Source organism: Saccharothrix espanaensis DSM 44229, assembly GCF_000328705.1.
In the GTDB taxonomy this organism is placed as follows: domain Bacteria; phylum Actinomycetota; class Actinomycetes; order Mycobacteriales; family Pseudonocardiaceae; genus Actinosynnema; species Actinosynnema espanaense.
The window spans coordinates 6,372,342-6,397,885 of sequence record NC_019673.1 but is presented as its reverse complement, the minus strand read 5'-3'; the positions used below and the strand labels follow the sequence as shown (position 1 = coordinate 6,397,885).

Below are 25,544 nucleotides of genomic sequence, written 5' to 3'. Positions count from 1 at the left end.
CGCTCGTGGGGGAGCTTCGCAGCCGCTTCGGGGTCGAGCCCGTCCTCCGGGTACTCGGTATCGCCTCCTCCACCTATCACGGCTGGGTCCGACGGCAGGCCGAACCGCCGCGGCGGCGGCGCGACGACGAGACGATCACCGCGGAGATCGTCGACATCCGCACTGCCTCCGGCGGCACCTACGGCAGCCCGCGTGTGCACCAGGTCCTGCGCCGCCGGGCCGTGCGGGTGTCGCGCAAGCGAGTCGAACGGCTGATGCGCCAGGCCGGCCTGCAGGGGGCGTTCCTCCGAAAGAAGTGGCGGACGTCCTCCACCAGGCAGGACCCGCGGGCGACACCGGCGCCGGACCGGGTCAACCGGGACTTCACCGCACCCGCCCCGAACCGGTTGTGGGTCGCCGACGCCACCCGCATCCCCACCGGCGAAGGCACGTTCCGGCTCGCCGCCGTGCGCGACGCGTTCTCCAACCGGATCGTCGGCTGGAAGACCGGCGACCGCTGCGACACCGACCTGGTCCTCGGCGCGCTGGAATACGCCATCTGGTCCCGCGACGTGCGCGACGGACAGTTGGTCCACCACTCCGACAGGGGCTCGACCTACACGTCGATCAGGTTCGGAGAACGGCTGGCGGACAACGGAATCCTGCCGTCGATGGGTTCGGTCGGCGACTCCTACGACAACGCCCTGATGGAGAACTTCTTCTCCACGCTGAAGATCGAACTCGTCTACCGGAAATCCTGGCGCACGCGCGACGAGGCCGCGAACGCGATCTTCGGCTATATCGACGGCTTCTACAACACCGAGCGCATCCAGAAGGACCTCGGCTGGCTCAGCCCGGACGAGTACGAAGCCGCTCGGAACGCCGCCCAGACCAAGCCGTCTATCATCCCCACATCACCGACCGGAGCCAGGTAACCACCGCTCCGAGCTATCGGGGGAACCTCAGCCCGCCGCATCGCCCTGGAACTGGAAGCCGACGGCGTCCGCATCTCGGTGCGCACCGTCGGACGGCACCTGACCCACCTGGGCCTGAACCGTCGCCGATTCCTCGATCCGACCGGCGAGAACCGGCTTCCCCGCCGGATCACCGCCCGGTGGCCGGGCCACATGGTGCACCTGGACGTCAAGAAGGCCGGCGTGATCCCCGACGGGGGCGGCCGGCGGGCCCATGGCCGCGGCAGCGATCAGGCCCGACAGGTCGAACGCACCAAGAACAAGGGCGCCCGCGCCGGCTACACCTACCCGCACTCCGCGGTCGACGGGTTCTCCCGCCCGGCCTACACCGAGGCCCTGCCCCACGAGAAGGCGGTCACCGCGATCACATTCCCGCACCGGGCCAGGGCGTTCCTCGCCGCCCACGGCATCGGCCACATCCACCGCGTCGTCACCGACAACGGCTCCCGCCACCGCGCCCACGACTTCGCCAAGGCCCTGCTCGGAGCCCGCCACCAGTGCATCAGGGCCCACACCCCGCGCCACAACGGCAAGGTCGAACGCTACAACCGCATCCTCACCGAGGAGTTCCCCCACGCCCGGACCTGGACCAGCGAACAGCAACGCACCGACGCCCCGGCCGTCTGGAACGTGCACTACAACCACCATCGACCCCACACTGCCGCTGGAAACCAACCGCCAGCCACCCGGCTCCACGACGGCGTCACCAACGTCGTGGCCTCATACAGTTAGCTGGCATTCGGGTGTAGCCGGCTCCGCTCCGGTCTTGTACTGGCCGGCGGAGGTCATGCTTTCTGGTGTGACCGAGCACTTACCTGCCGCGACACCCCGTACCGGCACGTCCGGTGTGTCGGCGCCGGCCTCGCCGGTGTCCGCATCGCCGGATTCCGCATCGCGGAATTCACCACCGGCGACGAGGGTGCCGCTGGAGCCGATGCCGGCGCGAATGATTGCAACGGTCGCCGCCGTGATCATGGTGGCCACAGCCGGACTGGTGGTGATGTTGTTGTGGTGGACAACAACCGCTGGCTTGACCGGGCAGGGGGTGATGACGGTGCGGTTCGACGCACTGCGCACCGGATTGAGCATCGGCCTCGGTAGCGGTGGTGTCTTCGCGCTGTACCTGGCGTGGCGTAGGCAGTACGCCACGGAGGTGAGCCTGGTGCAGAAGGAACGCGACCAGGAGGACGCCCAACGCGACTACAAGCTTCAAAGCGACACGGCCGACCGCTCCCACGAGTTGGAAAGCCGGAAGGCGGATCGCTCCCACGAACTTCAACGCCTGTCCGCCGAGCACATCCGCACCGACGCCGAAGCCCGCCGGATCACCGAGCTGTTTGCCTTGTCCGTCGAACAGGTCGGGTCGGATAAGGCACCGGTCCGGCAGGCCGGAATGTACGCGCTGGAACGCCTCGCCCAGGACAACCCGCCGCAGCGGCAGACCGTGGTCAACGTGTTGTGCGCCTACCTGCGCATGCCGTTTGCTCTGCCCGGCGATCCACCCGTAGCCGATGCCGACGAAGCGAGCTTGGCCCGCTACGACCAACGTCGACAGGAACTAGAGGTCCGGTTAACGGCCCAGCAGATCCTGCGCGACCACCTGCGGCCCGGGCCCACCGTAGACCGCCAAGCCATCACCTTCTGGCCCGACACCGACCTCAATCTCACCGGCGCCACCCTCTGTTCTTTTGACCTGAGTCGATGCCAGCCACGTCACACCGCGTTCGGTGGAGCTGTGTTCCACGGACCCGTCAAGTTCGACGGAGCGCGATTCGAGAATGCCGCAGCGTTTAACGGAGCGAAGTTTGCCGGGGACGCCGAGTTCGATCGAGCTGTCTTCGCCGGGGACACGAGGTTCGACCGAGCGATCTTCAACGGAATTGCCGGGTTCCCCGGCGCGAGGTTCGCCAGTGATGCCAGATTCGACCAAACGACCTTCACCAGGCCCGCGAGGTTCGATGGAGCGGAGTTCGCCGGACACTCAGGGTTCGGTCGAGCAGAGTTCGCGGGGGATGTCGGCTTCACCCGAGCGGAGTTCACGGGGCCCGCAGGTTTCGCCGGAGCGATCTTCGCCGGGGATACCCAGTTCGACCGCGCGAAGTTCGCCGGGGACGTCGGGTTCACCAGGGCTGAGTTCAGGGGACCCGCGGGGTTCGACGGAGCGACCTTCACCGGGCTTGCCGGGTTCGACGGAGCGACCTTCACCGGGCTTGCCAGGTTCGACGGAGCGACCTTCATGGGGCATGCGAGGTTCGATCGAGCGACGTTCACGAAGGACGCCATGTTTAAGAACGCGAGATTCGCCAAAACCACCCGGTTCGAACACGCAGTGTTCAACGGGTACGCCGAGTTCGGCTATGCGAGGTTCACCGGCGTCGCTAAGTTCGATGGCGCAAGGTTCTCCGGCGTCGCCGGGTTCCACGAGCGCCCGTTTCCAACGGTGTTCCACGGGGGCGTCGTGTTCGACGGATGCCTGGTCGTTCACGCGAGCGAATCGACCTGGCCCTCCGGATGGCGGCCCGCCGACGAACAGCAGCACATCGAAGGTCTGAAAGGCACCTGGCACCAACTCCTCCGGGACGGCGCCCGACCCGTTGTCGACGACCAAGACTGACCACCGGCCATCGCCCCAGAACGCCCACTCTGCGTCTGCCCACGCGGGAGGGCTGGCTCTACCTGGCCACGGTAATCGACCTGCACAGCCGCGAGGTCATCGGGCTCGCGATGGCCGACCACATGCGCGCCGAACTGGTCCGCGACGCCGTCGACCTCGCCATCAAACGCGGCCTGGCCGGCGGCGACGCGATTCTTCACGCCGATCGCGGGTCGCAGTACACCTCCGGACTGTTCCGCTCCGCGTTCGCTGGTCATGGCATCCGGCCGTCGGTGGGACGGACCGGGTCGTGCTTCGACAACGGCGTCGCCGAGTCGTTCTTCGCCACCGTCAAGACCGAGATCGGGACGACCGTCTGGGACACCCGCGCCGACGCCCGACGCGACGCTTTCGCCTACCTGGGCTACTACAACCACGACCGTCTATATTCGAAAGTCAGCTACCGGACTCCGCACGAAGTCCGTGTCGGCTATCGTCGAGGCCTCGCCCTTGTAGCATGAAATCCGGTGTCCGGTCTGCGGGGACGAGGCATTGACCGAACGACATTTCGTCCGACACGACATTTCGTCCGATGCGCGGCGTTGCCATAAAGGCCCACCACATCAGAAAAGCAACGATCAATGACACTGCCGAGTTACCGTTAGCCATTGTGGACGGTGTGACAGCGGAGGATCGCTTGTGCTACGTTCTACGTGTGACACGTCCCCGCAGCGGGACGGGCACCAACAACACCATCGCTGTGACGAGGCGCGGAGATTCGACCCCCCGGCGGGGATGCATCCCACGCGTGGGGGTTCAAGTCCTCGGACACACAGTTTCCCCACGGGGCAGGTTGACGATTTGTCGGACCGGCGTTGTGGGGTTCATCTTTTCCACCGGCCCGTCGATACGCGCGGTTCTTCGGCGATCACTCTGTCGGCATGACAGATGATCACGGCTCGGTCTCAGCGCAGTGCGTCGACGGCCAGGCGCGGGCTCGCCGCTGCGGGCAGGTGCAGGGTGTGCCCGATCCTGGTGATCAACTGCTCTTCGCGGAAGTAGAGCGTCGGCGGCGTCGCCTCGGTGCGCGGACCGCGAAGGTGACGGCAGCGGTAGCCGGGCCGCCCGTGCACCCAGCGCGACTCCATGCGCCGCCCGCACGCGCCGCAGCGCAGCAGCCCGGCCAGCAGATACTCCCGGGCCTCCCCTCGCCGGTTCGGGCGTTGGGCGCGGATGCGCTGGACGGCGACGAAATCGTGTTCGCCGACCAGCGGGGTGTGGGCGCGCTGGCGGGACAGCACCCACTGGTGCGCGGGTTTGCGCTTCGTCATACGGTGGCGTCGCTGATCGCTCGGGGTGGTGTGGTCGTGGTCGACGCTCTGCCGATTCCACACCTGCCAGCCGGTGTAGCGGGGGTTGCGCAGGATCGTGGTCACCGTCTCGGCCGTCCAACGGCGTCCGGCGCGGTGGGTGTTGCGCGCGGGGTCGTGTTCGGTCGGGCACGGCGTGCGTCGCTGGTTGAGGATCTCGACCATGTTCCCGATGCTGCGTCCGGCCAGGCGTTCGGTGAACAGCCACCGCACGGTCGGTGTGGTCTGCGGGTCGGGTTCCAGGCGGGTGACGTTGCGGCCGCGGCGCGCGCCTGCGGGCTGGGGGTGCGGGCCCGCCTCGACCAACCGGTAGCCGTAGGGAGCGCGTCCGCCCAGGTAGCGGCCTTCCTCGGTCAGTGCCCGCATGGCCGCCATCGCGCGGTGCCGGTCGCGGACCACCTCGCGCAGCGACTGCGCACCCAACATTCTGACCAACGCCCGGTGCTCCGGTGTCGCCCGGTGCTCCGGTGTCGCCAGGTCGACCGGTCCACCGGCTTCGGGCAGCCACACCTGCACGCCATGGCGTCGGAACAACGCCAGCAGTCGCTCCAACTGGTCACCGGCGAAGCCTCGTTCGTACTCGCCCACGACGATCGCGTCGAACGTTCGGTCCGGATCACGCAGGGCGGCCTGTAGATCTGCGGCCTGGGGCCGGTCGCGCCACCGGTCGCGCCGTGACCGTCCGGCGTCGAAGAAGGTGGTGGTGATGGTGCCGTGACCGGCGATCAACTCCTGCGCGACCTCCAACTGCCACGCCCGCGAGGTCACCGGATCCTGGTGCTCGGTGGTCGAGGTCCGACCGTAGAACGCGAACCGCAGGCCACCCGTGGGAGCCGGCCCCTGGTCGCACCGGACCCCGGTCCAATCTTCCGCCCGCAGGCCCATCCAGTCCGTGAGCACGTCCCGACCGGACAACACCACGACAGCCGACTTCCACACCACCACAGGAAAACAAGATCATCTCAAGATGGCCTCCCGGGCGGCATGGCAGGCTCTGAATCGACCGACGCACCAGCCGGGCCGGTGGGTGCCCCGTCAGCAAACGTCGCCGCCAGCTGCAAGATTGACGCCCGCTATGCGGCAGAAGCGGATGTTCGCGACCACGCGATCCATCTGGTGGGTAGAGCTGATCCATTTGGTGGGTAGCGCTAGAGTCTCGACCTGGCCACACCCGGTCGCGAGGTCGACGTGCGGAGGGCCCCGTCAGCTGATGCCTTCCTCCAATCCGATCACCTGCTGCTGAGTGAAACCGGCGGGTACCTGGAGTTGGAACGCCAGGCCGTCGGTCAGGTGAACCAGTTCGCCAGCCGGCCGTTGACGGACACGGGGATGGCGCGGCGTGGGCCGTTTTCGACGACGTTGCCATAGTTCGGCACCAGGCCGAGCGTGGTGTTCACGTGGAGGCGCGTTCCGGGTTGTACGGATCGTGCAACGAAGACGCTGCTCCGGCACCGGTAACCAGCACCTCGTTCGCCACGCCGCATGGCGACGAACTGTCGATTTCGAGCCGTGAGGCGTGGCGGCGTCCGCAGTTGTGCGTTGCGGTGTGCAGGTCGCCAGCGTTGGCTCACAATGGAATTCCCGGCTCGCGCCTCGAGCAACCAGGGTCGCTGACGGTGATCTAGAGGAGTACCGCGCCCTCGGCCTGTTCGTGCTCACTCCTGCCCGACAGAGAGGCGTTGTGTGTGCCAGCGGTGAGGCTGGCAATGCCGTGGGCGACCTCCGTCACGCCTGCGGCTGACAACCCGCTGTGCCGCGTGTTGAAATCGGTGAACGCGGCGCAGTCGGCCCACCCCAGCCAAGGGCACGTACCAGCGGGAGGAATTGCGATGTCGAGATCGTCCCGAAGGCGTCTCCGCTCGACCCGCCCACCACGGGCGTCGTCCGGCCGGTTCGCGCTCGCGCCCTGGGATCACAAGCCCTGTGGCTGACGGCGACCCGCGTCGGTCAGAGTTCGAACACGACGCCGCGTCCTGCGTAGTACCGGTCGAGCAACTCGTGCCGGACGAAGGCGAACTCCTGGGACTTCCCGGGCAGACCGGACGGGTTGTGCAGCAGCAGCCCGTCCGGTGCCGCGCCGACCGCGAGCACGAGGTGCCCGCCGCGACCGCCCGCGGTCCCGGCCGGTTCGCGCACCGAGGGGTGCACCGAAATCATCACCGGCTTGGCGCGTCGTACCAGGTCGCCGACCTCGACGAGGCCGACCGCCGTGACGACCTCGGCCGCCAGGTCCCACTTCCGCTCGACGTACCGGGCGAAGGGCGCGTAGATGAGCCCTTTCACCGACGTGCCTTCGACGACGTAGGCACCCTCCACCACGCAGTCGTCCTTCAACAACATCGCGGGAGGCGCGGAACCGTCCCGGTGCGCGAGCACCATGCGCAGGCAGGCGATCCCGCACATGCGCCACGACCAGAACTCGTACTCCTGCGGTGTCGAGGCGCCGGACCTCGCCCATGCGGGGTCCGAGGCGGCCGAGACCTCACCCGCGAGCAGCGCGGGCACGAGGTCGGCGGACTCCCATTGCGAGAAGTAGGGGATCGGCAGTTCGACGGTGTCGTCCACGGCGCGACCCTAACCGAGAGGGCCGCCGACGCCGTCCATGGCGCGGTGCCACACGGCGTCGTCGATGTTCCCGCCCGACACCACGCAGAACGCGTCGAGCTCTGGCCGCGGTTCCCGGAGCGCGACCGCGAGGGCCGCCGCTCCGGCGTACTCGGCCCGGATGCCCGCCTCGTACCAGAGCAGGCGCAGGGCGGCGGCGATCTCGTCGTCGGTCACGACGGCCACCCGCAGCCCGAACCGTGCCGCGATGTCGAACGGAAGCCTGCCGACCCGGCGCACCAGCAGACCTTCCGCCGGGCCCTGCACCGTCGGCAGCCGGCACCGTGCACCGGTGTTCAGCGAGCGGCGCATGGCGGGCGCACCCGCGTGCTCGACGCCCACGATGCGGCAGCTGCCGCCCCAGGCTCCGATCGCCGCGGACACCAGGCCACCGCCGCCGATCGGCACGAACGCGACGTCGGGATTTACACCCTGCCTGCTCGCCTCGACGAACAGGCCGGTGTGCCCGGCGATCACGTCCGGGTCGTCGAAGCTGTGCACGTAGGTCAGCCGCTCGGACCCGGCGTGTGCCATGGCCGCACGTTCCGCGTCGTCGTAGCCGCCAGCGACGGTGAAGACCCGGGCGCTATGGTCGATGATGCGGCGCCGTTTCACCTTGGGGGTGCTCTCGGGCGTGAAGACGTGCAGTTCGTGGCCCGCCGCCTCGGCGGCGACGGACAGCGCGGCCGCGTGGTTACCGGTGGACGCGGTCACCAGCGGGGTGCCGGGGCGCAGCTTCGACAGCTTGTGCGTCACGCCGCGGAACTTGAACGCACCGGAGACCTGTCGCGTCTCGTCCTTGACCAGCAGGCGGCACCAGCCGTGCGCGGCGAGTTCGTGGATCGGCGTGACGGAGGGGACCGGTCTCGCGGTGGTGGTCGGCTCGATAGTCATCGCGGTCCCTCAGTGCTCGATGCGGTAGGCAAGGTGCTTGCTCACGGCCGGTCGGCCGTGAGCGGCGTCGACGCAGGCGTCGATCAGGTCGCCGATGGACCGGCCGCCAGCGCGCAACATGGCGGGGAAGAGGCTGCCGCTCATCAGGCCGGGGATCGTGTTCGTCTCCAGGAAGTGAAGCTCTCCACCGGAGACGATGAAGTCGAAGCGGCTCCAACCGAACAGCTTCAGCTCGCGGAACAGCAGCTCGGACACCCGTTGGACGCGACGCGCCACCGCGGAGGTCTCGACCCGCACGCCGGCGAGGCCGTGTCTGTGCTTCTCGGCGTGCCCGAAGAAGCCGTGCTCGGTCTGGATGCGCAGGACCGGCAGCGCCACCGGCTCCCCGTGCTGCTCGACCACGCCGCAGCTGTGCTCGTCACCGTGCACGAACTCTTGGACCAAGGCCTCGGGGTCGTACTCATGGATCGCCGACACGGCCTTCAGCAGGTCCGCTCCGTCCCAGTCGGTCAGCTTCTCGATCAGCAGGGAGGCGCCCATCCGGTTCGGCTTGACCACGACGGCACGGTCGCCCAACTCTGCAAGTGCCCGGTCGACTCCCGACGCGATGTCGTCCCGCCGAACAACCGTGACGGGAGGGCAGCGCAGATCGGGGATCACGGACGCCGCGACGGCAGACTGGAGCGACTTGTCCATGCCGAGGGCCGAACCGAGCACGGGACCGAAGCTGCCCCGGAGTCCGAACATCTCGGCGACGCCCTGCCAGCAGCCGTCCTCGCCCTCGGTGCCGTGCAGCAGGGAGAAGACGAAGGCACCGCACTCCGCCAGGAAGCGGACCGCGTCGATGGTCGGGATCTCGGGGCCCGCCAGCAGGTCGGCCTCGTCCACGGGCCACGGCGCGCGGCGGAAGACCTGGGCACCGCCGAGGCGCCGGATGTAGACCACGGCGACGACCTCGTGCCTCTCCGGTTCCGCGCCGACTTCCGCCAAGACGTGTCGGTAACTGTGCAGGGACGCGTCATGCTCGGTGCTCCTGCCGCCGATCAGCAGTACGAGTGGACGGGGCACGGTTCCTCCTGGGTGAGAGGGCTGACGGGAGTTCGCCCAGCCAACACGGGACACGTCACGGGGCAGAACGCCCTCCGCCGAGGTTCGTACAGATCCGTACACCTCCTGTCCGCAGGTCCCGGAAGAGCACGCCCTGGAGGACGCGCCGATGACCGACAAGGACCCGTTACCGCGCGACGAAGGCAGACCGGGTGCCATCAGCACACCGGCCGAGTTCGCCCAGGAGCTGGACCGCCTGCGTCGACGCTCGGGGCGCTCGTTCCGAGCCTTGGCGACCGACACCGGGCTGGGGTTCACCACGATCTCCGGCTACTGCCGGGGACGGCATATGCCGCAGATGGCAGTGACCGGGCAGTTCGCGACCCTGCTCGCAGCGATGGGGGTGACCAGCGCGCAGGCCAGGCAGGAGTGGCTCGACGTGCTCGCGACCCTGCGCGGGCAGGTCGAGCGCGAGGTGGCGTCGGCGCCGAATCCCTACCGCGGCCTCGAACCGTTCCAGATCAAGGACGCCGGTTTCTTCTTCGGTCGCGGTGAGCTCGTGGACCGCTTGCTGGCCGAACTGGCCCGACGCCGCGGGACCGGCAGCCCGCTGATCGTGGTCGGCCCTTCGGGATCGGGGAAATCGTCGGTCCTGCGCGCGGGGCTGATCCCCGCCCTCGCACAGGGACGTCCACCGGTGTCGGACGCGGAGTCATGGCCGGTGCTGCTGATGACGCCCGGCACGGCGCCCCTGCAAGAACTCGCAGAGCACACCGCGAAGCTGACCGGGCAGCCAGCGGACGAGGTGTTCCGGGCGCTGGTTGAAGACCCGACGTCGTGGCGCGAGGTGGCGGGGTCGGCGGCCGGCGATGGCCACGTCGTCCTCGTCGTGGACCAATTCGAAGAGCTGTTCACCCTGTGCGAGAACGAGGACCAGCGACGGGGTTTCCTCACCGCGGTGCTCGCGGACGAAGCGGAGAGCGCGACATCGCCCGGTCCGCTGGTCGTGCTGGCCTTCCGGGCGGACTTCTACGGCCGGGTGCTGCGCGAACCCCGATTGGCGGTGCTGTCCCAGGACGCGCAGGTCGTGGTCGGCCCGCTGACCGAGCGGCAGGTCCGCGAGGTCGTCGTGGAACCGGCCCGGATCTCCGGTTATCAACTCGACGAGCCCTTGGTCGAAGTCTTGATCCGGGAAGCAGCTGCACGGCCCGGCGCCAGCGCGACCTACGAAGCGGGTGTCCTGCCGATGCTGTCGCACACGCTGCAAGCGCTGGTCGACGCCTACCGCGAAGACAAGTCGGACCGGAGGACCATCGGGCTTGCGCACTATCGGATTGTCGGCGGTGTGCGCGGCGCGATCGCCCGGACCGCCGAACACGTGTACCTGTCGCTCACTCCCTCCGAGAGGACCATCGCCCACCGCCTGTTCCTCCGACTGGTGCGCTCAGAACCGGGGACGCCGGACACGCGCAGACCCGTGCCGATCGACGAGCTGCTCACCGGGGACGACGACGCCACTGCGGTGGTGTTCGAGCGGTTCGTCGCCCAACGCCTGCTGATCGTCGGTTCCGAGACCGTGGAGATCAGCCACGAGGCGCTGCTGAGCGGGTGGCCCAGGCTGGCAGAGTGGCTCACGCACGACCGGGCGGGCCACGAAACCCACAGCAGGCTGACCATCGCTGCCCGGGTGTGGCGCAACGGCGGGTGCCACGACGACGACCTGTACCGAGGACCGCGCCTGACAACCGCGCTGGCCTGGGCGTCCGACGACACCGACCGGCTCAACGTGCTGGAACAGGAGTTCCTCGACGCCTCCGCATCCCGGCAACGCGCCGAGGCGATCGCGCTGCGCCGCCGACTGCGCCGCAGATACCAGGTGACCGCCGTGCTCATCATCCTGGCGCTTGTCGCAGCCGGCACCGCAGGCTACGCGAACCTGGTCGCCGTCCAGGCCGACCATGATCGGGATGCTGCGGCGCACAACGACCGGCTGTCCGCATCGAGGCAGATCGCGGCGACGGCGGACCGCCTCGTGGGCAAGGATGCCGCGCTCGCCGCGCAGCTCGCCCTGGCCGCGTACCACATCGCGGCCACCCCGGAGGCCCGGTCCGCGGTACTAGACTCCTCCGCCCGAGTCGTGCCTCACCGCTTCCGCGTCGACAAGGGCACCACCAAGTCCGTCGCGACGTCGGGTGCGTTCACCGCGTTCGGCACGGACGCAGGCCTCATCGACCTGCGGCACGCGGATGGCGGGCGGGCCGCAGCCACGTCGTCCGTGGCGACGCTGACCGGGGGCACAACCACCACGGCCCTGACGTTCACCCCAGGCGAGACCGCTCTCTTCTCGGGTGACGAAACGGGCGCGGTCCGGATGTGGCGCCTCGACGACCCCGCCAGACCGGTCGAGGTCGCGCACCTGCCCGGCCGCGGCGACCCCGTGACCGCGCTGACGGTCCGCAGCGACGGCGGGCTGCTCGCGGTCGCTGCGGGCACGGCGATCCGCTTGTGGCGCCTCGACCTCCCTGTCCCGACCGAGCTACCGACCGTCACCGGGCCGACAGCGACCGTGCGGGGCGTGGCCTTCGCCCCCGACGGCCGGACGATGGCATCCGGCGGGGAGGACCGATCCGTGCGGGTCTGGGACGTCACCGATCCGGCCCGCCCCGAAGCGCTCACCACACCGGCAGGCCCGATCAGCCAGGTGTTCGCGGTCGCGTACTCGCCCGACGGCCGCACCCTGGTCGCGGGCACCGCCGGTGAGCACGTCGTCTACCGCTGGGACGTCACAGACCGGCAGAACCCGAGGTCCGCAGGCCCTCCACTGAGCGGACCCACGAGCTGGGTGAACGCGGTGACGTTCAGCCCGGACGGCGGTGTGCTCGCCGCCGCGGGCGCCGACGGCATGGTGTGGCGGTGGAACACGGCGACTTGGGAGTCGTTGGCCGAGTTCAGCCACTCCACCCCGGTGACTGCGGTCGCGTACGCCAGCAGACATACCCTGACCACCTTGGCGGAGGACGGCGTCACCCGCACGTGGACCACGATTGGCCCGGTGTCGACCGGTGCGGACCCCGTCTTCGCGGTCGCGTTCGACGCGAGCGGCAGCCGCCTGGCCGCCGGCACCGGGCGTGGCAAGGTGCACCTCTGGGACACCTCCGACCCCCTGCGGCCGGTGCGGTTCGGCGAACCGCTCGCGGTGGGGCCCGACGACCCGCTGCTGACCGGCGCGGTCGCCATCACACCGGACAGCGGCACTGTGATCGCGGGTGGCGACGACGGCTCAATCGTGCTGTGGGACGTCGCTGGCGGTGGGTCACCGGCTCGGGTCCGCGCGCGGCTCGCGACCGCGACCGAGTTGGTCGAGGGCATCGTGGTGAGCCCAGACGGCCGAAAGGCGGCGGTGTCGAGCGACGACGGCACCGTCCGCGTCATCGACATCAGCGTCCCCGACAGCCCTCGGGTCGCCGCGACGATCGCGGTGTCATCGACCAAGGTCTACGGCGTCAGGTTCAGCCCGGACGGCCGCCGACTGGCCGCGTCGGCAGGTGACGGCAAGGGCTACCTCTGGGACGTCGACGACATCGCGGACGTGCGGCTCCTCGGCACCGCCACCGGGGCGAGCGGCCCGGTCTACGCGGCGGCGATCAACGGCTCGGGCACGCTCGCGGCGTTCGGCGGTGCCGACTACACGGTGCGCCTGGCGGACCTCTCCACGGTCGGCCCGCCGGTCCCGGTCGGCCCGCCGCTCCTCGGGCCGATCGACGAGATCTTCGAGCTGAGCTTCAGGCCGCGGTCCGACGTGCTCGCAGTCAGCAGCGTCGACCGGACGATCTGGCTATGGGACCTGGGCGATCCGCACCGACCGCAACGCCTGGCGACCCTCCAGGCCGCGTCAGAGGGCGTGCTCACCACTCAATTCAGCCCGGACGGGCGCACCCTCGTCGCTGGCACCCGGGCTGGTGGGATCCTCATCTGGGACACCGACCCGGAATCCGCAGCCGGTCGCATTTGTGAGGTGGTCGGGGACGCCATCACTGCGGCGGAGTGGGCGCAACTGGTGCCCGACCAGCCCTACGACGCGCCCTGCGACTGATCGGCCGAACCGCAGTCGCGCCACCTGGGTAAGGGCGCGCGACCGCGGGCTCGACCGGGCGACGACTACAGGGAGAAGGTGCCCTCAGCCCTCCAGTTCCACTCGTTGATCCCAGGTTCGAACAGGTAGACGTAGCCGTTGATCTGCGCCGTCCCGGGCGCGTAGACCATCATCGAGTAGCTCGACCCATACCCTGGGTCCCACTCGCTGTTCCACCCGCCCAGCGACGACGCGATGTACTTGGTCGCGTTGCCGCCGTACGGGTTGCCGGTCACCCGGATCCAGTTCGCGCCGCACGACCAGGAGTAAAAGATCTGGATCGACGCCACCTGCTGACCGGTATTGCGGTCGAGGATCGGCCGGGTAGCGATCTGCGACGCGTTGACGTTGCAGCCGGTGGCCGCCGGGTCCTTGCCGTCGTAGTAGTTGCTGCCGCCATTGGCACCTTCGGCCTGCGCGGAAGTCACGCTGGCCATCAAAAACGCCAACGCGGTCACGAGGGCGGCGGCCAGACGACGGCGCACCCCCTGATTCCCTGTCACGTTCTTCACACCGGTTTCCTCACTTTCGGATCGGTGATCCGGGGATTCGGGCTGGAGCGCCCGCCGCTCAGTGGTAGCAACACCTCGCCCGCCGGCGGCAGCCCTCGGCGATGGCCCCGTACACGCTGGTCACGAGTCCGTACAGATCCGTACACCGCGCAACGCCGCACGGTCGGCAACGGCGACTCGCCCACCAAGTGCTTCCTCAGCCGGTCGAGGTCGGCCCGTTCGACCAGGTCTTCCACGTTTGCATCGGCACGTGGTGGACCCCTTGGCTGATCATGCACGGCCTGCTGATCGAGTATCGACGTCGCATGTGGATGGACAGCGACGCATTCCGCCACTCCGAGCACGCGGCAGGCGAGCTGGATCGACCGCCCTTCGGAGGCGATCACCGTGACCGCCTCGTACCGCCTTTGGGGGGCTGCCCTCCTTGAGCAGTTCGGCGGCGCGGCGGTGGACGGCGACCTCGGCCTCGAGTTCGGCGATCCGCCGACGCGCCGCGACCAGTTCGGCGTTGTCGGTGCTGGTGGTGCCGGGTAGTTGTCCGGAGTCGATGGGCTCCTGGCGGCGCCAGGCGTAGATCGTCTGGTCACTGATGTCGAGATCCGCCGCGACCTGGGCGACGCGGCGGCCGGACGCGACCAGGTCGAGCACCTTGCGCCGGAACTCGGGTGGGTACCGCTTGGGCATCGTGGGTTGTCCTCCGGGCTACTGAGACGAGTGATCATCGAGTAACCCGACTCCGTACAACCAGGTGAGGATCAAAGCCACCGACCTACCGGGGGAACCTCAAGGTGTCGATGCCGCGCGGTAGGATTGCCGGATGCCTGAGCCTGGTGGCCAAGCGGGGGTAGCGGTGGAAGAGACCGTGCGGGAGATCGGGTCTGTCGGAAACCGGGTCGTGCAGGTCGCTCGATGACGCGTCCTGACGGAACGGTGTCTCGAACCCCTCAGGGGCGCTACCTGTATGAGCGGCTTGAGGAGAAGGCGTTCCAGCGGATGTGTGGTGCCTTGCTGGCGCACGCGTTTCCTGACGTCACGTGCATGCCGGTCGGACAGTCCGATGGCGGCAGGGACGCGGTCCGGCGGGAACCGGGCGGCCCGTACGTCGTTTACCAGGTCAAGTGGTCGGCGAACGCGATTCGCAGCCCTGTCGCATGGTTGAACGCGGCGATCAAGGGCGAAGCCGACAACATCAGGCGTCTCGTCCGAGAAGGTGCCACCCAGTATCACCTGATGACGTCGGTGGATGGAACGAGCGCGCCCGACCGCGGAACGATGGACCGACTCGACGAGCGTCTTGCGGAGTACTCTGCCGAGTTCGGTATACCCATGCGCTGTTGGTGGCGGGCCGACATCGACGCGCGGCTGAACTCTGCGCCGGAGACGCTTCTGTGGGCGTACGCGGACATGCTGGCCGGTTGGGACCTTATGCGGTACCTGATCGAGGCGCCTCGGCTGCGTGAACGTGAGACACAGTTGCGCGACCTGGTCGTCAAGGTCGTCGCGACTCAGTGGGACGAGGATTCGAAGGTCAAATTCAAGCAGGTCGACCTGGACTCCTATGCCCTTGCGGACCTGTATGTCGATGTCGTGGCGGAGCGGATCGCGATGCCGCGCGCGGTCGGTGTGGCGCGAGGTCGTCGTGATGGTCTGGAGGAGTTGGGTGGCGTCGTCGGGTACCTGTTGCGTACCGACCTGCCGTTGACTCTGATCAGGGGTGCCCCGGGGCAGGGCAAGTCGACGTTATCGCAGTATCTGTGCCAGCTGCACCGTGAGGCGTTCCTGCCGGGCAAGGAGAGCGGTACGCCGATCGGCGCGTCGGCGTTCGAAGTGAAGAAGCGGCGTGTGCCGTTGAGGGTCGATCTGCGTGACTATGCCGCTTGGTTGGCCGGAAATGATCCTTTCGATGTCTCCGAGTCCGTGACGGACGGTGGGCGTGGTCGGCGTCGCTCCCGGTCGATCGAGTCGTTCCTGGCCGCTCTGATGCGGGTGAAAAGTGGTGATCTGCCCGTCGCCATCGGGGATGTCCACGACGTGATCGCGCGGTTTCCGCTGTTGCTTGTACTTGACGGGCTCGACGAGGTGGCGTCCGCGGAGGTCAGAAGCGAGGTCGTGTCCAGGATCGACGAGTTGTGCGCTCGTCTGGGGGCCAACGATTGGCCGCCACAGGTCGTGGTCACTACCAGGCCGAATTCCTCTGGTCTGGCTGAGCCGTCTGCGGATAGATTCGAGACGATCGCCTTGCGGCCGCTCGAATTCGTCCTGCGCCGGGAGTATCTTGACAAGTGGGCGGATTCACGAGGTCTCTCCGTCGCCGACCGTGGCGCGCTCACACGCATCTTCGTGACGAGGTCTGCTGAACCGCATATCGCGCAGTTGGCCGAGAACCCGATGCAACTGACGATTCTGCTGTATCTGATCCAGAAGCGTGGCGACTCCATCCCCGACGAGCGTACTGAGTTGTACCGTTCGTACATGGAGACGTTCCTGGACCGGGAGGCGGCCAAGAGTCCCGCGGTACACAGGCACAGAAAGGACCTGGAGGAGGTGACAGCCTATCTGGGTTGGCACTTCCAGATGCTTGCCGAGTCCGCTGCGTCCAACGGGCAGTTGTCCATTAAGGAGATCAAACGGGCGATCCTGAACTATCTGCACGACGTCCGCAAGGACGTCGGGTTGGTCGATGAGCTGTTCACCGCTGTCACCGACCGGGTGTGGGCGCTGACGAGCAAAGAGCAAGGGACCTTCCGTTTCGACGTGCAACCGGTGCAGGAGTACTTCGCGGCGAATCACCTCTACAACGTGGCGGGCGCGGAACTGCCGAAGTTCGACGGGTCGGAAGTGTTTCGGGCATTGATACGACGGCCGTATTGGTTCAACACCTGCCGGTTCTATGCGGGATTCGCAGCGGTCAGGGAACTCGCCGCGCTCGCGGAGATGCTGGAGGAAGAGGTCCATCGAACAACTCCCGTGGTCGGCGGTCCGGTAGTGCGCGGCCTCATCACCCACACCCGGAAAGTCGCCTGGACGTTGCTGGCTGATGGTGTCTTCGTCGCCCGGCGAAGTTCCCAGGCGAGGGTGGCGCGTCTGATCACGGACGACCTGAGCGTCCGTCTGCTCGTCCACGCGCTGGGCGTCGATCACGACCTTCCCGCGATGGCGGAAGACCGCGGCGGGGGACTTTTCATGAAAGCACTGCTGGAGGCCATCGCTGACAGGCCTCACGATCCGATTAACAAGTTGCGCGGCCACCTTCTGGAGCACCTTGTGAGGTCGTCACAGGGCGATGCGGGAGAGGTCGTCGCCCGCTGGTGGCGGTCAGGTGTCGAGACTGCCGCAGGCACCGAGGATGAAGCCGCGTGGATGTACTACGGCAAGCACGTCCCCCCCGGCATTCCTTTGCCGGAGCACCTCGTGTCGCGGCTGGTGCTGGACGATCCGCGCAGCGTCGTCGCGGCGATGGAAGCGGGCCTCGCGCTACCTGAAGACTCGGCGCAAGCACGGCAGTCTCTCCGTGCCGCGCTCGATGGCCAATGCAGTGACGCGGTCCCGAGAGACGGTCTGAACGAAGCCGATGACCTGGTCTCCCTCTTCGCTGCGGGCCGGTTCCGCCAGAAAGCCCACAGCTACCTTCCGGACGGCCTACCGGATACAGGGCACCCTCTCTATACTCTGGGCAACGAGTTCGCCAGGCGTGTGGCGAAGCGGCTTATTGCCCGCGACGGCCGGTATGAACGAGTCTTCAAGGCGACTCATACAGGGAAAGGGCAGAAGGACACCACGTCGGTCTGGGGAAACACTGCTCGCGAACTCGCCGCCATCCACGGCCCGTGTCTACTCGCGGCAGAGATAGCCCTCATCGGAGCCGCACTGCCCGCCAATGCCGTCAAAACAGGCGGAGACATCACCCCAGGATCGAGTGCACTGGGTCCTCAAGCCGACTATGGTCGACTCATCCGCGACGTCCGACACCAGCGTGCCAATCAACGCTGGTGGGTCGACCTCTTCTACGCCCATTCGGACGCGTTGTCCCATATCACGTGGGCTCTTGCCTTGCTGGCCATGGCGGATACCGCTGTCGTCGCCCGCTGCCTGGACTTTGTGGATGAGACTGTCCGCTCGGTCACTGCCGAAGAGCTTCGGGGTCTCCGACTCGCTTCGAGCAGAATAGGCGCCTTTGGAGTCAGCCGTCGCCTTCAACGCTCGATCCTGGACGACCTTGCGGCCCACACGGTCGACACCGCACTTCTCGTCCTCCATCACACAGCTGAAGTCGATCGTGTCGACACCCTCGACCGGCTACCTGACGAAATGCTGGGCTCCATGATCGATCTGGAGCCGTGCTCATGGCCTGCCGTCCGTGCGATCGGACAAAGGATGATCGAGGCGCCGTCCCTGGAACGCTGCGACCTGCTCCGGTCGTCTGGGCCGTTCAATCCCGTCGGGGCGGCACGTCCGAGCTCAGTTCCGGAATACCTGATTCAAGACATACTCGCTACGCCTGCGGACGTGCCAATCGAATGGCTCTTGCAGTCCGAACTGCACTGTTCGGAGCAATTTGACGAGTCAACCCTGGGTGACCTGGCCTCCGCTGAAAGTTGGTTCGGTTGAGAGATTCGGAACTCGATGGTCGCTGTCGTCGTGGTTAGGTGCTCATCGCCTGGTGCAGGTGGAACTACACTCCCTGTACCTCCACGCGGTGAACGTTCACTAGTTTTGATGGTCACATCACCAATTGGAGACCCGATGGATGTGCGCCGCAGCGCTTGGGTGGTACTGGTCGTAGCTGGTGCGGTGATGGCGGTGGGCGGCGTGGTGTGGTTGTTCGTCGTCTTGGGCACGGAGGAAGCCGACCGGATCTCCAGTGGTATCGGCGCCGGCACGGCAGTGATGGGCTTGGCGGTCGGGGTGTTGGGCATGGTGAAAGGCCGAGTTCCGGAACCTGACGGTGAGAGCACCGTGGCTGCCGGGCAGTCCGTGATGCACAGCATGATCACAGGCTCGAATGTCCAGGTCGGCGGTTCGGTGCACGGTGACGTGAATGCGACCGGGCGGACAGCGGGCCGGTGAGATTCCGACGCGGTCACCGACGCCCCGCTCAAGGTGCGCCGGAACTGGGCCAGGTGGTTCGGGACAGCGCCGTCGGTGGGGACAACGTTCAGGTGGGTGGGGACGTCGCCGGCTCTGTGATCGCCGGGGGCCTGACCGTGCAGTCCGTGGTGGTGAACGTGTTGGGCGACGGGCGACACGCCGCGACTGCCCACCACGACCGCTACGCCGCTACCCGCAGGGCGCTCGAGAGCTTCCACACCGAAGTCCTCGACCGCGAGGACGAGTTGTGCAGCCTGCTGGACGCGCTCTGCGGCACGGGGACGTACCACGTGGTCGAGGCGCCTGCGTTCGCCGGCAAGACCGCGTTTATGGTCGAGCTGTGCCGAAGACTGAACGCCTTGGGCTGCCCGACCGCTGTCTTCTACATCGTGGACCGGTACTCCAACAGGTCCGGCGACTTCCTCGAGGCGGTGATCGGCCAACTGATCGGCGTTCTCAGGGTGGACGAGGAGGTCGCCGCCGCGGAGAAGCGGTCCGCGCAGTTCGCGCGGCTCTGGGACGCCGTCGCCGCGCTCGGCACCGCCGAGCGCCCGGCAGTGTTGCTTGTGGACGGCTTGGACGAGCAACTGCCCATCGACGCGATCAGCCCGCTACTTCCGGTGCACGTCTCGGGATATGCCCACGTCGTCGTCGCGACGCGGAGCTTGCCCGATCCACGCACCGCCACCCCACCTCACCACCCACTGGGTGCGTCGCGGTTCAGCCTCGTTCACCTGATCCCCAGTCGGCATGCCAAGGCCCAGACAGAGAACGCGAAGCGCCACCTTGAGGCGTTCTTGGCGTCTGCCGATCCGGTACGCGAGGAGATCGCCGCACTGATACTCGTCGCTAGCGCGCCATTATCTCGACTCGACCTGGCCGATCTCCTGGGACTTGCTGTCTGCCAGGTCGCACAGCACCTGTACGACGTGGAACGGTGCCTGCTGCCCATCGCCATTGCCCCCAGCGGGGTCGGCTACCAGTGGGCCCACGCCAAATACGGCGAGTTCGTGCACGACTGGATCGGTGCGGGCGGGCGGGCGCGGGTCGGCGAGCGGATTGTCAAGTGGGCAACCCGTCACGCGGCCGCGGGCTGGCCCGACACGACGCCGTCCTTCCTCCTGCACGGCTTGCACCACTTCGTACGCGCGCACGCCGCCACTGCCGACAAAGGCTTGCTGACGGCCCTCGTGTCGCACGAGCGGAGGCAGAGGTTGCTGGCGACCTTTGGGCACGACGGCGTCTTCCTCGACACCATCGCCGTCGTACGTGCGCTGACGGAGAAGTCCGGTGGACAGTCGACAGACGACCTCGAACTGCTGTTCCGACTCGACCTCCACCACCTTCTGGCCGTCTCGTACAGCCCGTTCCTGCCCGAAGGGATGCTTCGGCTACTTGTGTTGTCTGGGCAGGCGGACCAGGCGGAAGGCGTTGCCTTCGCCACCGAAGAACGATTTCGCGCCGTGGCTCTAGCGGAGGTCGCCGAGGCCCTGGCAGACACAGGCCTCCTCGAACGCGCGAGAGGGCTCGTCGACGCTTCGTGGACATGTGCTTCGATGGTTGACGAGCACTTGCAGCCCGTCGTCCTGCGCTCGTGCGTACGCGCCGCGAGGAAGGCCGGGGCGAAAATCCCCCGGCTGGAACTCGATGACTACGTGAGGTCACGACATGCGGTTAGCGCTGAGGCCGGTGTCCTCGGGGAGCCGGGTGAACACGCCGCCGCCCGTGTCGGGCTCGACGCGCTCGCCGAACGACAGCGACAGCATCCCGACCTCGGCCCTCGGGAGTGGGCAGACATCGATCGGATCCGCCGTCTGCTCGACGGTCCCGACGCGGGTGGGAGCACCGGCAGGCTAATCGATGCAGATGGACCCGCGCATGACGGCGACAGCGCCCTGCGTGAAGCGGATGAACTGCTTCGCGAACTGGCCGATAACGAGGACCTTCTCGAGGACGTGTCGGCGCGTCTCATCCGGTTGGGGAACACCCTGCTGGCGACCGGGCGAGTCCAGGATGCGGCGCACGTGGCCCAACAGATGCTCACTGCGAGTCGACGGTACGGCCACCCGTTCATCGACTACAACATGCACGACCTAGCTCTCGCGCTCATCGAAGCGGGCGACCTCCCCGGTGCCCGTGAGGTGGTCGAGGCCAACCCAAACCGAGCATGGCGGCGTATCGGAGCGCGCGAGGTCGAACTGGCCGAAGCCACGACCGGGCTGGCGGTGCCCGACTGCGAGGACTGGCCCCTGTCCGATCAGGCTCGGCTGGCGGTCGCGATGGCGGCTGTGAATGGTACCCGGAACCAGGCCCTCCGACTGGCGACCGATCTCATCGAGGGATGCGCACCTGCGGACCGATGGCTAGGTTGGGACTACGCCCTGGATGCAGTCGAGGCCTTCCATCGCGCGAACGACATCGGGCGCGGCGAGGCGGTCCTGATGCAGGTCAAACCCCTGACACGTCGCGCCGAGGCACTGGCCAGGTTGTCGTTCGCCTGCCGCGCGTCGGACTCCCCGGAGGCTGACCGCCTGCTCAACGAGGCGATCGAGGCGGCGTTCCGGGTCAGGAAGGGCGGCGACCGTCTGTCGACGCTGCACGGCGTGTTGAGGGCCGCCGGGCCATTGCCGGCCGCGGTTCGGGGGATGCCGCGGTTGGTGGCAACGTTCCGACGGGCAGTCGATGACTTGGGTGGCGCGGCGAGCGTCGAACTGAGCGCGTCGACGGCGGTGATTCTCTGGCATGCGCGGCAAGACGACCACGCACGCGCGTTCGCGCTCAGGGCGTTGCAGGCCACGGACGACACGACCGGACCGGAGACCCGGCGTGTGCTCTGCGAGGCCCTTGCCTGCGCCGGTGAGTACGACATCGCCCTGGATCTGGCGGATGGGTTGCACGAATTCGGTTACGCGACCATCGCAGACGTCAGTGCTACAAATGGCGACCTGACCATTGCGGTCCGAGCGGCGGAGAAGGCCTTCGAGATCGCCGACGCCATCACGCTCTCCGACGACGGGTTAACCGGGTATCTGATGGACACCATGTTGCGCTCCGGTCGACCGGATCTCGCGCGCCACCTCTACGAGAAGTTCGATGGAGACAATGGGGAACGCCTCGCCTGCACCCTATTCCGTGCAATGACCCCGTCCACACATGAGGCGGACTCCCTGACCTCCTCCAGGAACGTTCAGCTGCACACCTGGCGGGCGGCGGCGCTCGTCGGTTGGGCATCCGCAGCGCACTGGCCACCGGACGTCCGCCGCCGCAACCTGCGGCAGCTGAAGGAGAGCGCGACGAGCCCTTCACATCTCCACGGTCACGCTGAACTCGCAGCCCGACACTGAGTGTGTGGTGGCGCGCGAGGTCTCCGCGGAGCCAGTCAAGGTGGATCCATCGAGGAGGCCGCGGCGTTCTCCGCGCGCTCGATGAGGAACACGCGGCCGTGCGCAGCATCGCCGACGGGCGCAACCACAACGAAGGCATGAAGCAGACCAGATCCACCCAGTTCCTGCCCCGGGAACCGCCGAGTACATCGCCGCGACGCTCAACTCCCTTAACCACCTTCCAGGGCGCGATCCTGACCAGCCGCGACTGGAAGAAGATCCTCGCCGACCGCGACCTCCAGACCTACGACAACCCCGACACCGCGGTCGGCTGCCGCTTCGACCCGCCTGCCAGAACGACACCGAGCAGGGCGCGCACACCGGTCCAGGCCTGGCCACCTGCCATCCACGCTGTGCCAACCGCTTCTATACCGATCAGGACGCCGTCGAGCATGAACGGGAAGCCCACCGACTCGACGCCTGGGCCGGGATCGCACCGGCACCCGAAGCTGTCCGGCTCCGTCGACGGGCCGAGCATCACCGCGACATCGCCCGCGGTTGGGCTGGGCCGATCGTGCGGTGCTCGCCGCGTTGATGCGACGGCTATCCGACTGGTTACGGGAGCACCGGTTGGTGACGCCGGGCACCGTCCTGCGATGGCACCTGGTCGCGAGGAAGTGGACCTACCCGAGCCGGACGGGCCGCCCGCCGGTCGACGACGTTGTGGTGGCGTTGATCGGGCGGATGGCGCGGGAGAACACCGCCTGGGGTTACCACAGGATCCAAGGCGAGTTGCTCAAGCTCGGCCACCGGGCGGCCGCCTCAACGGTCCGTCGCGTGCTCGAGCGCCTACGCGTACCGCCTGCATCCGGACGTGACACCGCCATGTCGTGGCGGTGATTCCTCCGTGCCCAGGCCGCGAGCATGTTGGCCTGTGGCTTCTTCCACGTCGACTGCGCGGTCACCCTCAGACGCGTGTACGTGTTCTTCGTCCTCAAGGTCGCCACCCGCTACGTGCACATCCTCGGCACCACCAACCCCGACCGGGCATGGACCACCCAAAAAGCCCGCAACTTCCTCATGGACCTTGGTGGTCGGGCCGACGACTTCCGGTTCCTCATCGGCGACAGGGCAGGGCAGTTCACCGCCTCGTTCGACGCAGTCCCCGCCGACGTCGGTGTTCAGGTCGTGAAGATCCCGCCACGGAGTCCACGAGCGAACTGTTTCGTCGAGCGGTTCGTCGGCACCGTCAGACGCGAGGTCACCGACCGACTGCTCATCATCAACGAACCCCACCTGAGAACAGTGCTGGATCGCTACGTGTCCCATTACAACCACCGTCGACCCACCGAGCACGACAACCCACGCCACCACTACCGGACCACCCGCTTCCGAGGCCGAGTCGCACGTCGGTACGCCGACAACCCGTCCTCGGCGGCCTGATCAACGAGTACGAACCCGCAGCAGCCTGACCCGCAGGCCAGACCGTATGGCGACCTTAGGCACCCCACAGGGTGAGCTTGGCGGGTTCGGCGGGGCGTTCCCAGGGGTGGCGCAGGTCGGCGACCAACGGGCGGGCCAGGCGCAGCTGCGCGTGGGCGGCCAGGACCAACCAGGTCCAGCGGTCGGCCGCCTGAGGGTTGCGCAGCTTGGGCTTGGTCCAGCCGAGGGTCTGTTTGAGCATGCGGAAGGTGTGCTCGAGGTCGAAGCGGCGCAGGAACATCCGCCAGTAGCGGTCGACCTCGGCGGCTTCGGCGTCGGAGCGCCACAGCTAGACCGGTTTGTCTAATACGACAACGACAGGTTGTGATCTGCGGCCATCTTCTGGTATCTGATCTTGTGTGTCGATGGAGTTGGTCTCGGGTTGGTCGGCGGGGTTTGATGCGTTCCTCGGCCGGTTCGCGGGTCGGTTTCCGCGTGTGGAGTCACGGCGCCGAATGCGTTGGTATGTCAGGGGCCTGCTCTCCGAAGTGGAGCGGAAAAACGGGTGGACACTGGCCGAGGCGGCCGGTGACGCTGGCCCGGAAGGCATGCAGCGGCTGCTGAACTTCTACGCCTGGGACACCGACGGGCTGCGCGACGACATCCGCGCGGCGGTGGTCGAGTCGATCGGCGACGCCGAGAACGGTGTGCTGGTGGTGGACGAGACCGGTTTCCTCAAGAAGGGCACCAAGTCCGCCGGCGTGGGCCGTCAGTACTCGGGGACGGCGGGGCGGATCGAGAACTCGCAGATCGGGGTGTTCCTGGCCTACGCTTCGCCGCGAGGACGGGCGTTGATCGACCGCGAGTTGTATCTGCCGAAGGACTGGACCGATGACCGGGAACGGTGTCGTGCGGCGGGAATCGGCGACGAGGTGCGGTTCGCGACCAAGTAGTTGCTCGCCCGGCGCATGCTCGAACGAGCGCTGGAGGCCGAGGTTCCGTTCGGGTGGGTGACCGCGGACGAACTCTACGGCAACGACACGAAGTTCCGGCTGTGGCTGGAGACCGTCGACGTCCCACACGTGGTGGCCGTGCCCAAGAGTGCGATGGTGGTGTCGTTCGGTCTGCTGAAGGTTCGCGTCAACCGTCTGATCGCCGAACTTCCCGACACTGCGTGGAAACGACTCAGCTGCGGGGAGGGCGGAAGAGGGCCGCGGGTGTCGGACTGGGCCGTGATCGACATCCGGCCGTTGCGCAGGCGGGAATGGGGGCACTGGCTGCTGGCCAGGCGCAGCATCGCCGACCCGTCGGACATCGCCTACTACGTCTGTTTCGGCCCGGCCGACACCACCCTGGAGCGACTGGTGCGTGTCGCGGGTGCGCGGTGGGCGATCGAGGAGTGCTTCCAGACCGCGAAGAACGAGACCGGACTGGACCACTACCAGGTCCGCGGCTACCAGGCGTGGTACCGGCACATCACACTGTCCATGACCGCCCTGGCCTTCCTGGTGATCACCCGCGAGATCACCGAAAAGGGGGCTCCTCATCCGGCGCGAGCCAACCGCTGATCCCGTTGTCCGTCAACGAGATCCGCCGATTATGGAAC

At 67.6% G+C, this 25,544-nt stretch carries 16 protein-coding genes and 2 pseudogenes; 10 read left to right on the top strand and 8 right to left on the bottom strand.

Features of this window, described 5'->3' with window-relative positions:
- Positions 1 to 5 precede the first annotated feature (5 nt).
- Complete coding sequence (locus tag BN6_RS27530; RefSeq protein ID WP_015103088.1) at positions 6 to 914, top strand: IS3 family transposase; 909 nt, start codon at positions 6 to 8, stop codon at positions 912 to 914.
- Positions 915 to 941: 27 nt separating this feature from the next.
- A pseudogene (locus BN6_RS27525) lies at positions 942 to 1,685 on the top strand (integrase core domain-containing protein); the annotation flags it as partial.
- Here the strand turns inward: BN6_RS27525 and BN6_RS47000 are convergent.
- A complete protein-coding gene (locus BN6_RS47000; protein WP_162164595.1) occupies positions 1,674 to 2,030 on the bottom strand; it encodes a hypothetical protein in 357 nt (118 codons plus the stop codon). The pseudogene BN6_RS27525 and the gene BN6_RS47000 sit on opposite strands and share 12 nt — an antisense overlap.
- On the opposite strand from BN6_RS47000, the gene BN6_RS44285 reads away from it, so the two are divergent.
- Together BN6_RS44285 and BN6_RS43045 are read left to right on the top strand one after the other, a co-directional pair.
- Positions 2,008 to 3,567: a pentapeptide repeat-containing protein gene (locus BN6_RS44285; protein ID WP_231905437.1), complete on the top strand. Its 1,560-nt coding sequence runs from the start codon at positions 2,008 to 2,010 to the stop codon at positions 3,565 to 3,567. The two genes, BN6_RS47000 and BN6_RS44285, sit on opposite strands and share 23 nt — an antisense overlap.
- The gene (locus tag BN6_RS43045; protein ID WP_158509446.1) at positions 3,465 to 4,067 is read left to right on the top strand and encodes an IS3 family transposase; all 603 of its coding nucleotides are present in this window, start codon (positions 3,465 to 3,467) and stop codon (positions 4,065 to 4,067) included. The genes BN6_RS44285 and BN6_RS43045 overlap by 103 nt, the downstream gene beginning before the upstream one ends.
- Positions 4,068 to 4,511: 444 nt before the next feature.
- On the opposite strand, the gene BN6_RS27510 is transcribed toward BN6_RS43045, so the two are convergent.
- The 4 genes from BN6_RS27510 to BN6_RS46030 all read right to left on the bottom strand — a co-directional run bounded on the left by BN6_RS27510 (position 4,512) and on the right by BN6_RS46030 (position 9,680).
- Entirely contained in the window at positions 4,512 to 5,855 is a 1,344-nt protein-coding gene (locus BN6_RS27510; RefSeq protein ID WP_148303043.1) for a recombinase family protein, read from the bottom strand.
- 1,008 nt (positions 5,856 to 6,863) lie between these two features.
- Entirely contained in the window at positions 6,864 to 7,481 is a 618-nt protein-coding gene (locus BN6_RS27505; RefSeq protein WP_015103081.1) for a C39 family peptidase, read from the bottom strand.
- A gap of 9 nt (positions 7,482 to 7,490) precedes the next feature.
- A complete protein-coding gene (locus tag BN6_RS27500) occupies positions 7,491 to 8,414 on the bottom strand; it encodes a threonine ammonia-lyase (RefSeq protein ID WP_015103080.1) in 924 nt (307 codons plus the stop codon).
- A gap of 9 nt (positions 8,415 to 8,423) precedes the next feature.
- Positions 8,424 to 9,680, bottom strand: coding sequence for a D-alanine--D-alanine ligase family protein (locus BN6_RS46030; protein ID WP_148303042.1), 1,257 nt, complete (start codon positions 9,678 to 9,680; stop codon positions 8,424 to 8,426).
- Here BN6_RS46030 and BN6_RS27490 point away from each other — a divergent pair.
- Positions 9,631 to 13,554, top strand: a complete 3,924-nt coding sequence (locus tag BN6_RS27490; RefSeq protein ID WP_015103078.1) for an nSTAND1 domain-containing NTPase — start codon at positions 9,631 to 9,633, stop codon at positions 13,552 to 13,554. The two genes, BN6_RS46030 and BN6_RS27490, sit on opposite strands and share 50 nt — an antisense overlap.
- Positions 13,555 to 13,619: 65 nt before the next feature.
- On the opposite strand, the gene BN6_RS27485 is transcribed toward BN6_RS27490, so the two are convergent.
- Together BN6_RS27485 and BN6_RS44280 are read right to left on the bottom strand one after the other, a co-directional pair.
- Positions 13,620 to 14,105: a DUF2690 domain-containing protein gene (locus tag BN6_RS27485; RefSeq protein ID WP_148303041.1), complete on the bottom strand. Its 486-nt coding sequence runs from the start codon at positions 14,103 to 14,105 to the stop codon at positions 13,620 to 13,622.
- A 270-nt stretch (positions 14,106 to 14,375) separates the two neighbouring features.
- On the bottom strand, positions 14,376 to 14,789 hold the full coding sequence (locus BN6_RS44280; RefSeq protein ID WP_015103076.1) for a transposase: 414 nt from the start codon (positions 14,787 to 14,789) through the stop codon (positions 14,376 to 14,378).
- Positions 14,790 to 15,014: 225 nt separating this feature from the next.
- Between BN6_RS44280 and BN6_RS27480 the strand changes: the two genes are divergently transcribed.
- The 4 genes from BN6_RS27480 (at position 15,015) to BN6_RS27455 (ending at position 23,959) form a co-directional block, all read left to right on the top strand.
- The gene (locus BN6_RS27480) at positions 15,015 to 18,713 is read left to right on the top strand and encodes an NACHT domain-containing protein (protein ID WP_015103075.1); all 3,699 of its coding nucleotides are present in this window, start codon (positions 15,015 to 15,017) and stop codon (positions 18,711 to 18,713) included.
- A 135-nt stretch (positions 18,714 to 18,848) separates the two neighbouring features.
- Complete coding sequence (locus BN6_RS27475; protein ID WP_148303040.1) at positions 18,849 to 19,172, top strand: hypothetical protein; 324 nt, start codon at positions 18,849 to 18,851, stop codon at positions 19,170 to 19,172.
- A gap of 146 nt (positions 19,173 to 19,318) precedes the next feature.
- Positions 19,319 to 22,537, top strand: a complete 3,219-nt coding sequence (locus tag BN6_RS27470; protein ID WP_148303039.1) for a hypothetical protein — start codon at positions 19,319 to 19,321, stop codon at positions 22,535 to 22,537.
- Between the two features lie 993 nt (positions 22,538 to 23,530).
- Positions 23,531 to 23,959, top strand: a complete 429-nt coding sequence (locus BN6_RS27455) for a transposase (protein WP_231904761.1) — start codon at positions 23,531 to 23,533, stop codon at positions 23,957 to 23,959.
- Positions 23,960 to 24,014: 55 nt separating this feature from the next.
- On the opposite strand, the gene BN6_RS48135 is transcribed toward BN6_RS27455, so the two are convergent.
- Positions 24,015 to 24,200, bottom strand: a complete 186-nt coding sequence (locus BN6_RS48135) for a hypothetical protein (protein ID WP_197540201.1) — start codon at positions 24,198 to 24,200, stop codon at positions 24,015 to 24,017.
- Positions 24,201 to 24,363: 163 nt separating this feature from the next.
- Here BN6_RS48135 and BN6_RS27445 point away from each other — a divergent pair.
- Positions 24,364 to 25,506 (top strand): annotated as a pseudogene (locus BN6_RS27445) (IS701 family transposase).
- Positions 25,507 to 25,544: the final 38 nt, after the last annotated feature.

Bases quoted from the DNA above. Each gene is read 5' to 3' on its own strand.
- BN6_RS27500 (WP_015103080.1), bottom strand. From the start codon at position 8,414: ATGACTATCGAGCCGACCACCACCGCGAGACCGGTCCCCTCCGTCACG.
- BN6_RS44280 (WP_015103076.1), bottom strand. From the start codon at position 14,789: ATGCCCAAGCGGTACCCACCCGAGTTCCGGCGCAAGGTGCTCGACCTG.
- BN6_RS27475 (WP_148303040.1), top strand. From the start codon at position 18,849: ATGGATGTGCGCCGCAGCGCTTGGGTGGTACTGGTCGTAGCTGGTGCG.
- BN6_RS48135 (WP_197540201.1), bottom strand. From the start codon at position 24,200: ATGCTCAAACAGACCCTCGGCTGGACCAAGCCCAAGCTGCGCAACCCT.
- BN6_RS27480 (WP_015103075.1), top strand. From the start codon at position 15,015: ATGACGCGTCCTGACGGAACGGTGTCTCGAACCCCTCAGGGGCGCTAC.
- BN6_RS27490 (WP_015103078.1), top strand. From the start codon at position 9,631: ATGACCGACAAGGACCCGTTACCGCGCGACGAAGGCAGACCGGGTGCC.
- BN6_RS46030 (WP_148303042.1), bottom strand. From the start codon at position 9,680: ATGGCACCCGGTCTGCCTTCGTCGCGCGGTAACGGGTCCTTGTCGGTC.
- BN6_RS43045 (WP_158509446.1), top strand. From the start codon at position 3,465: ATGGCGGCCCGCCGACGAACAGCAGCACATCGAAGGTCTGAAAGGCAC.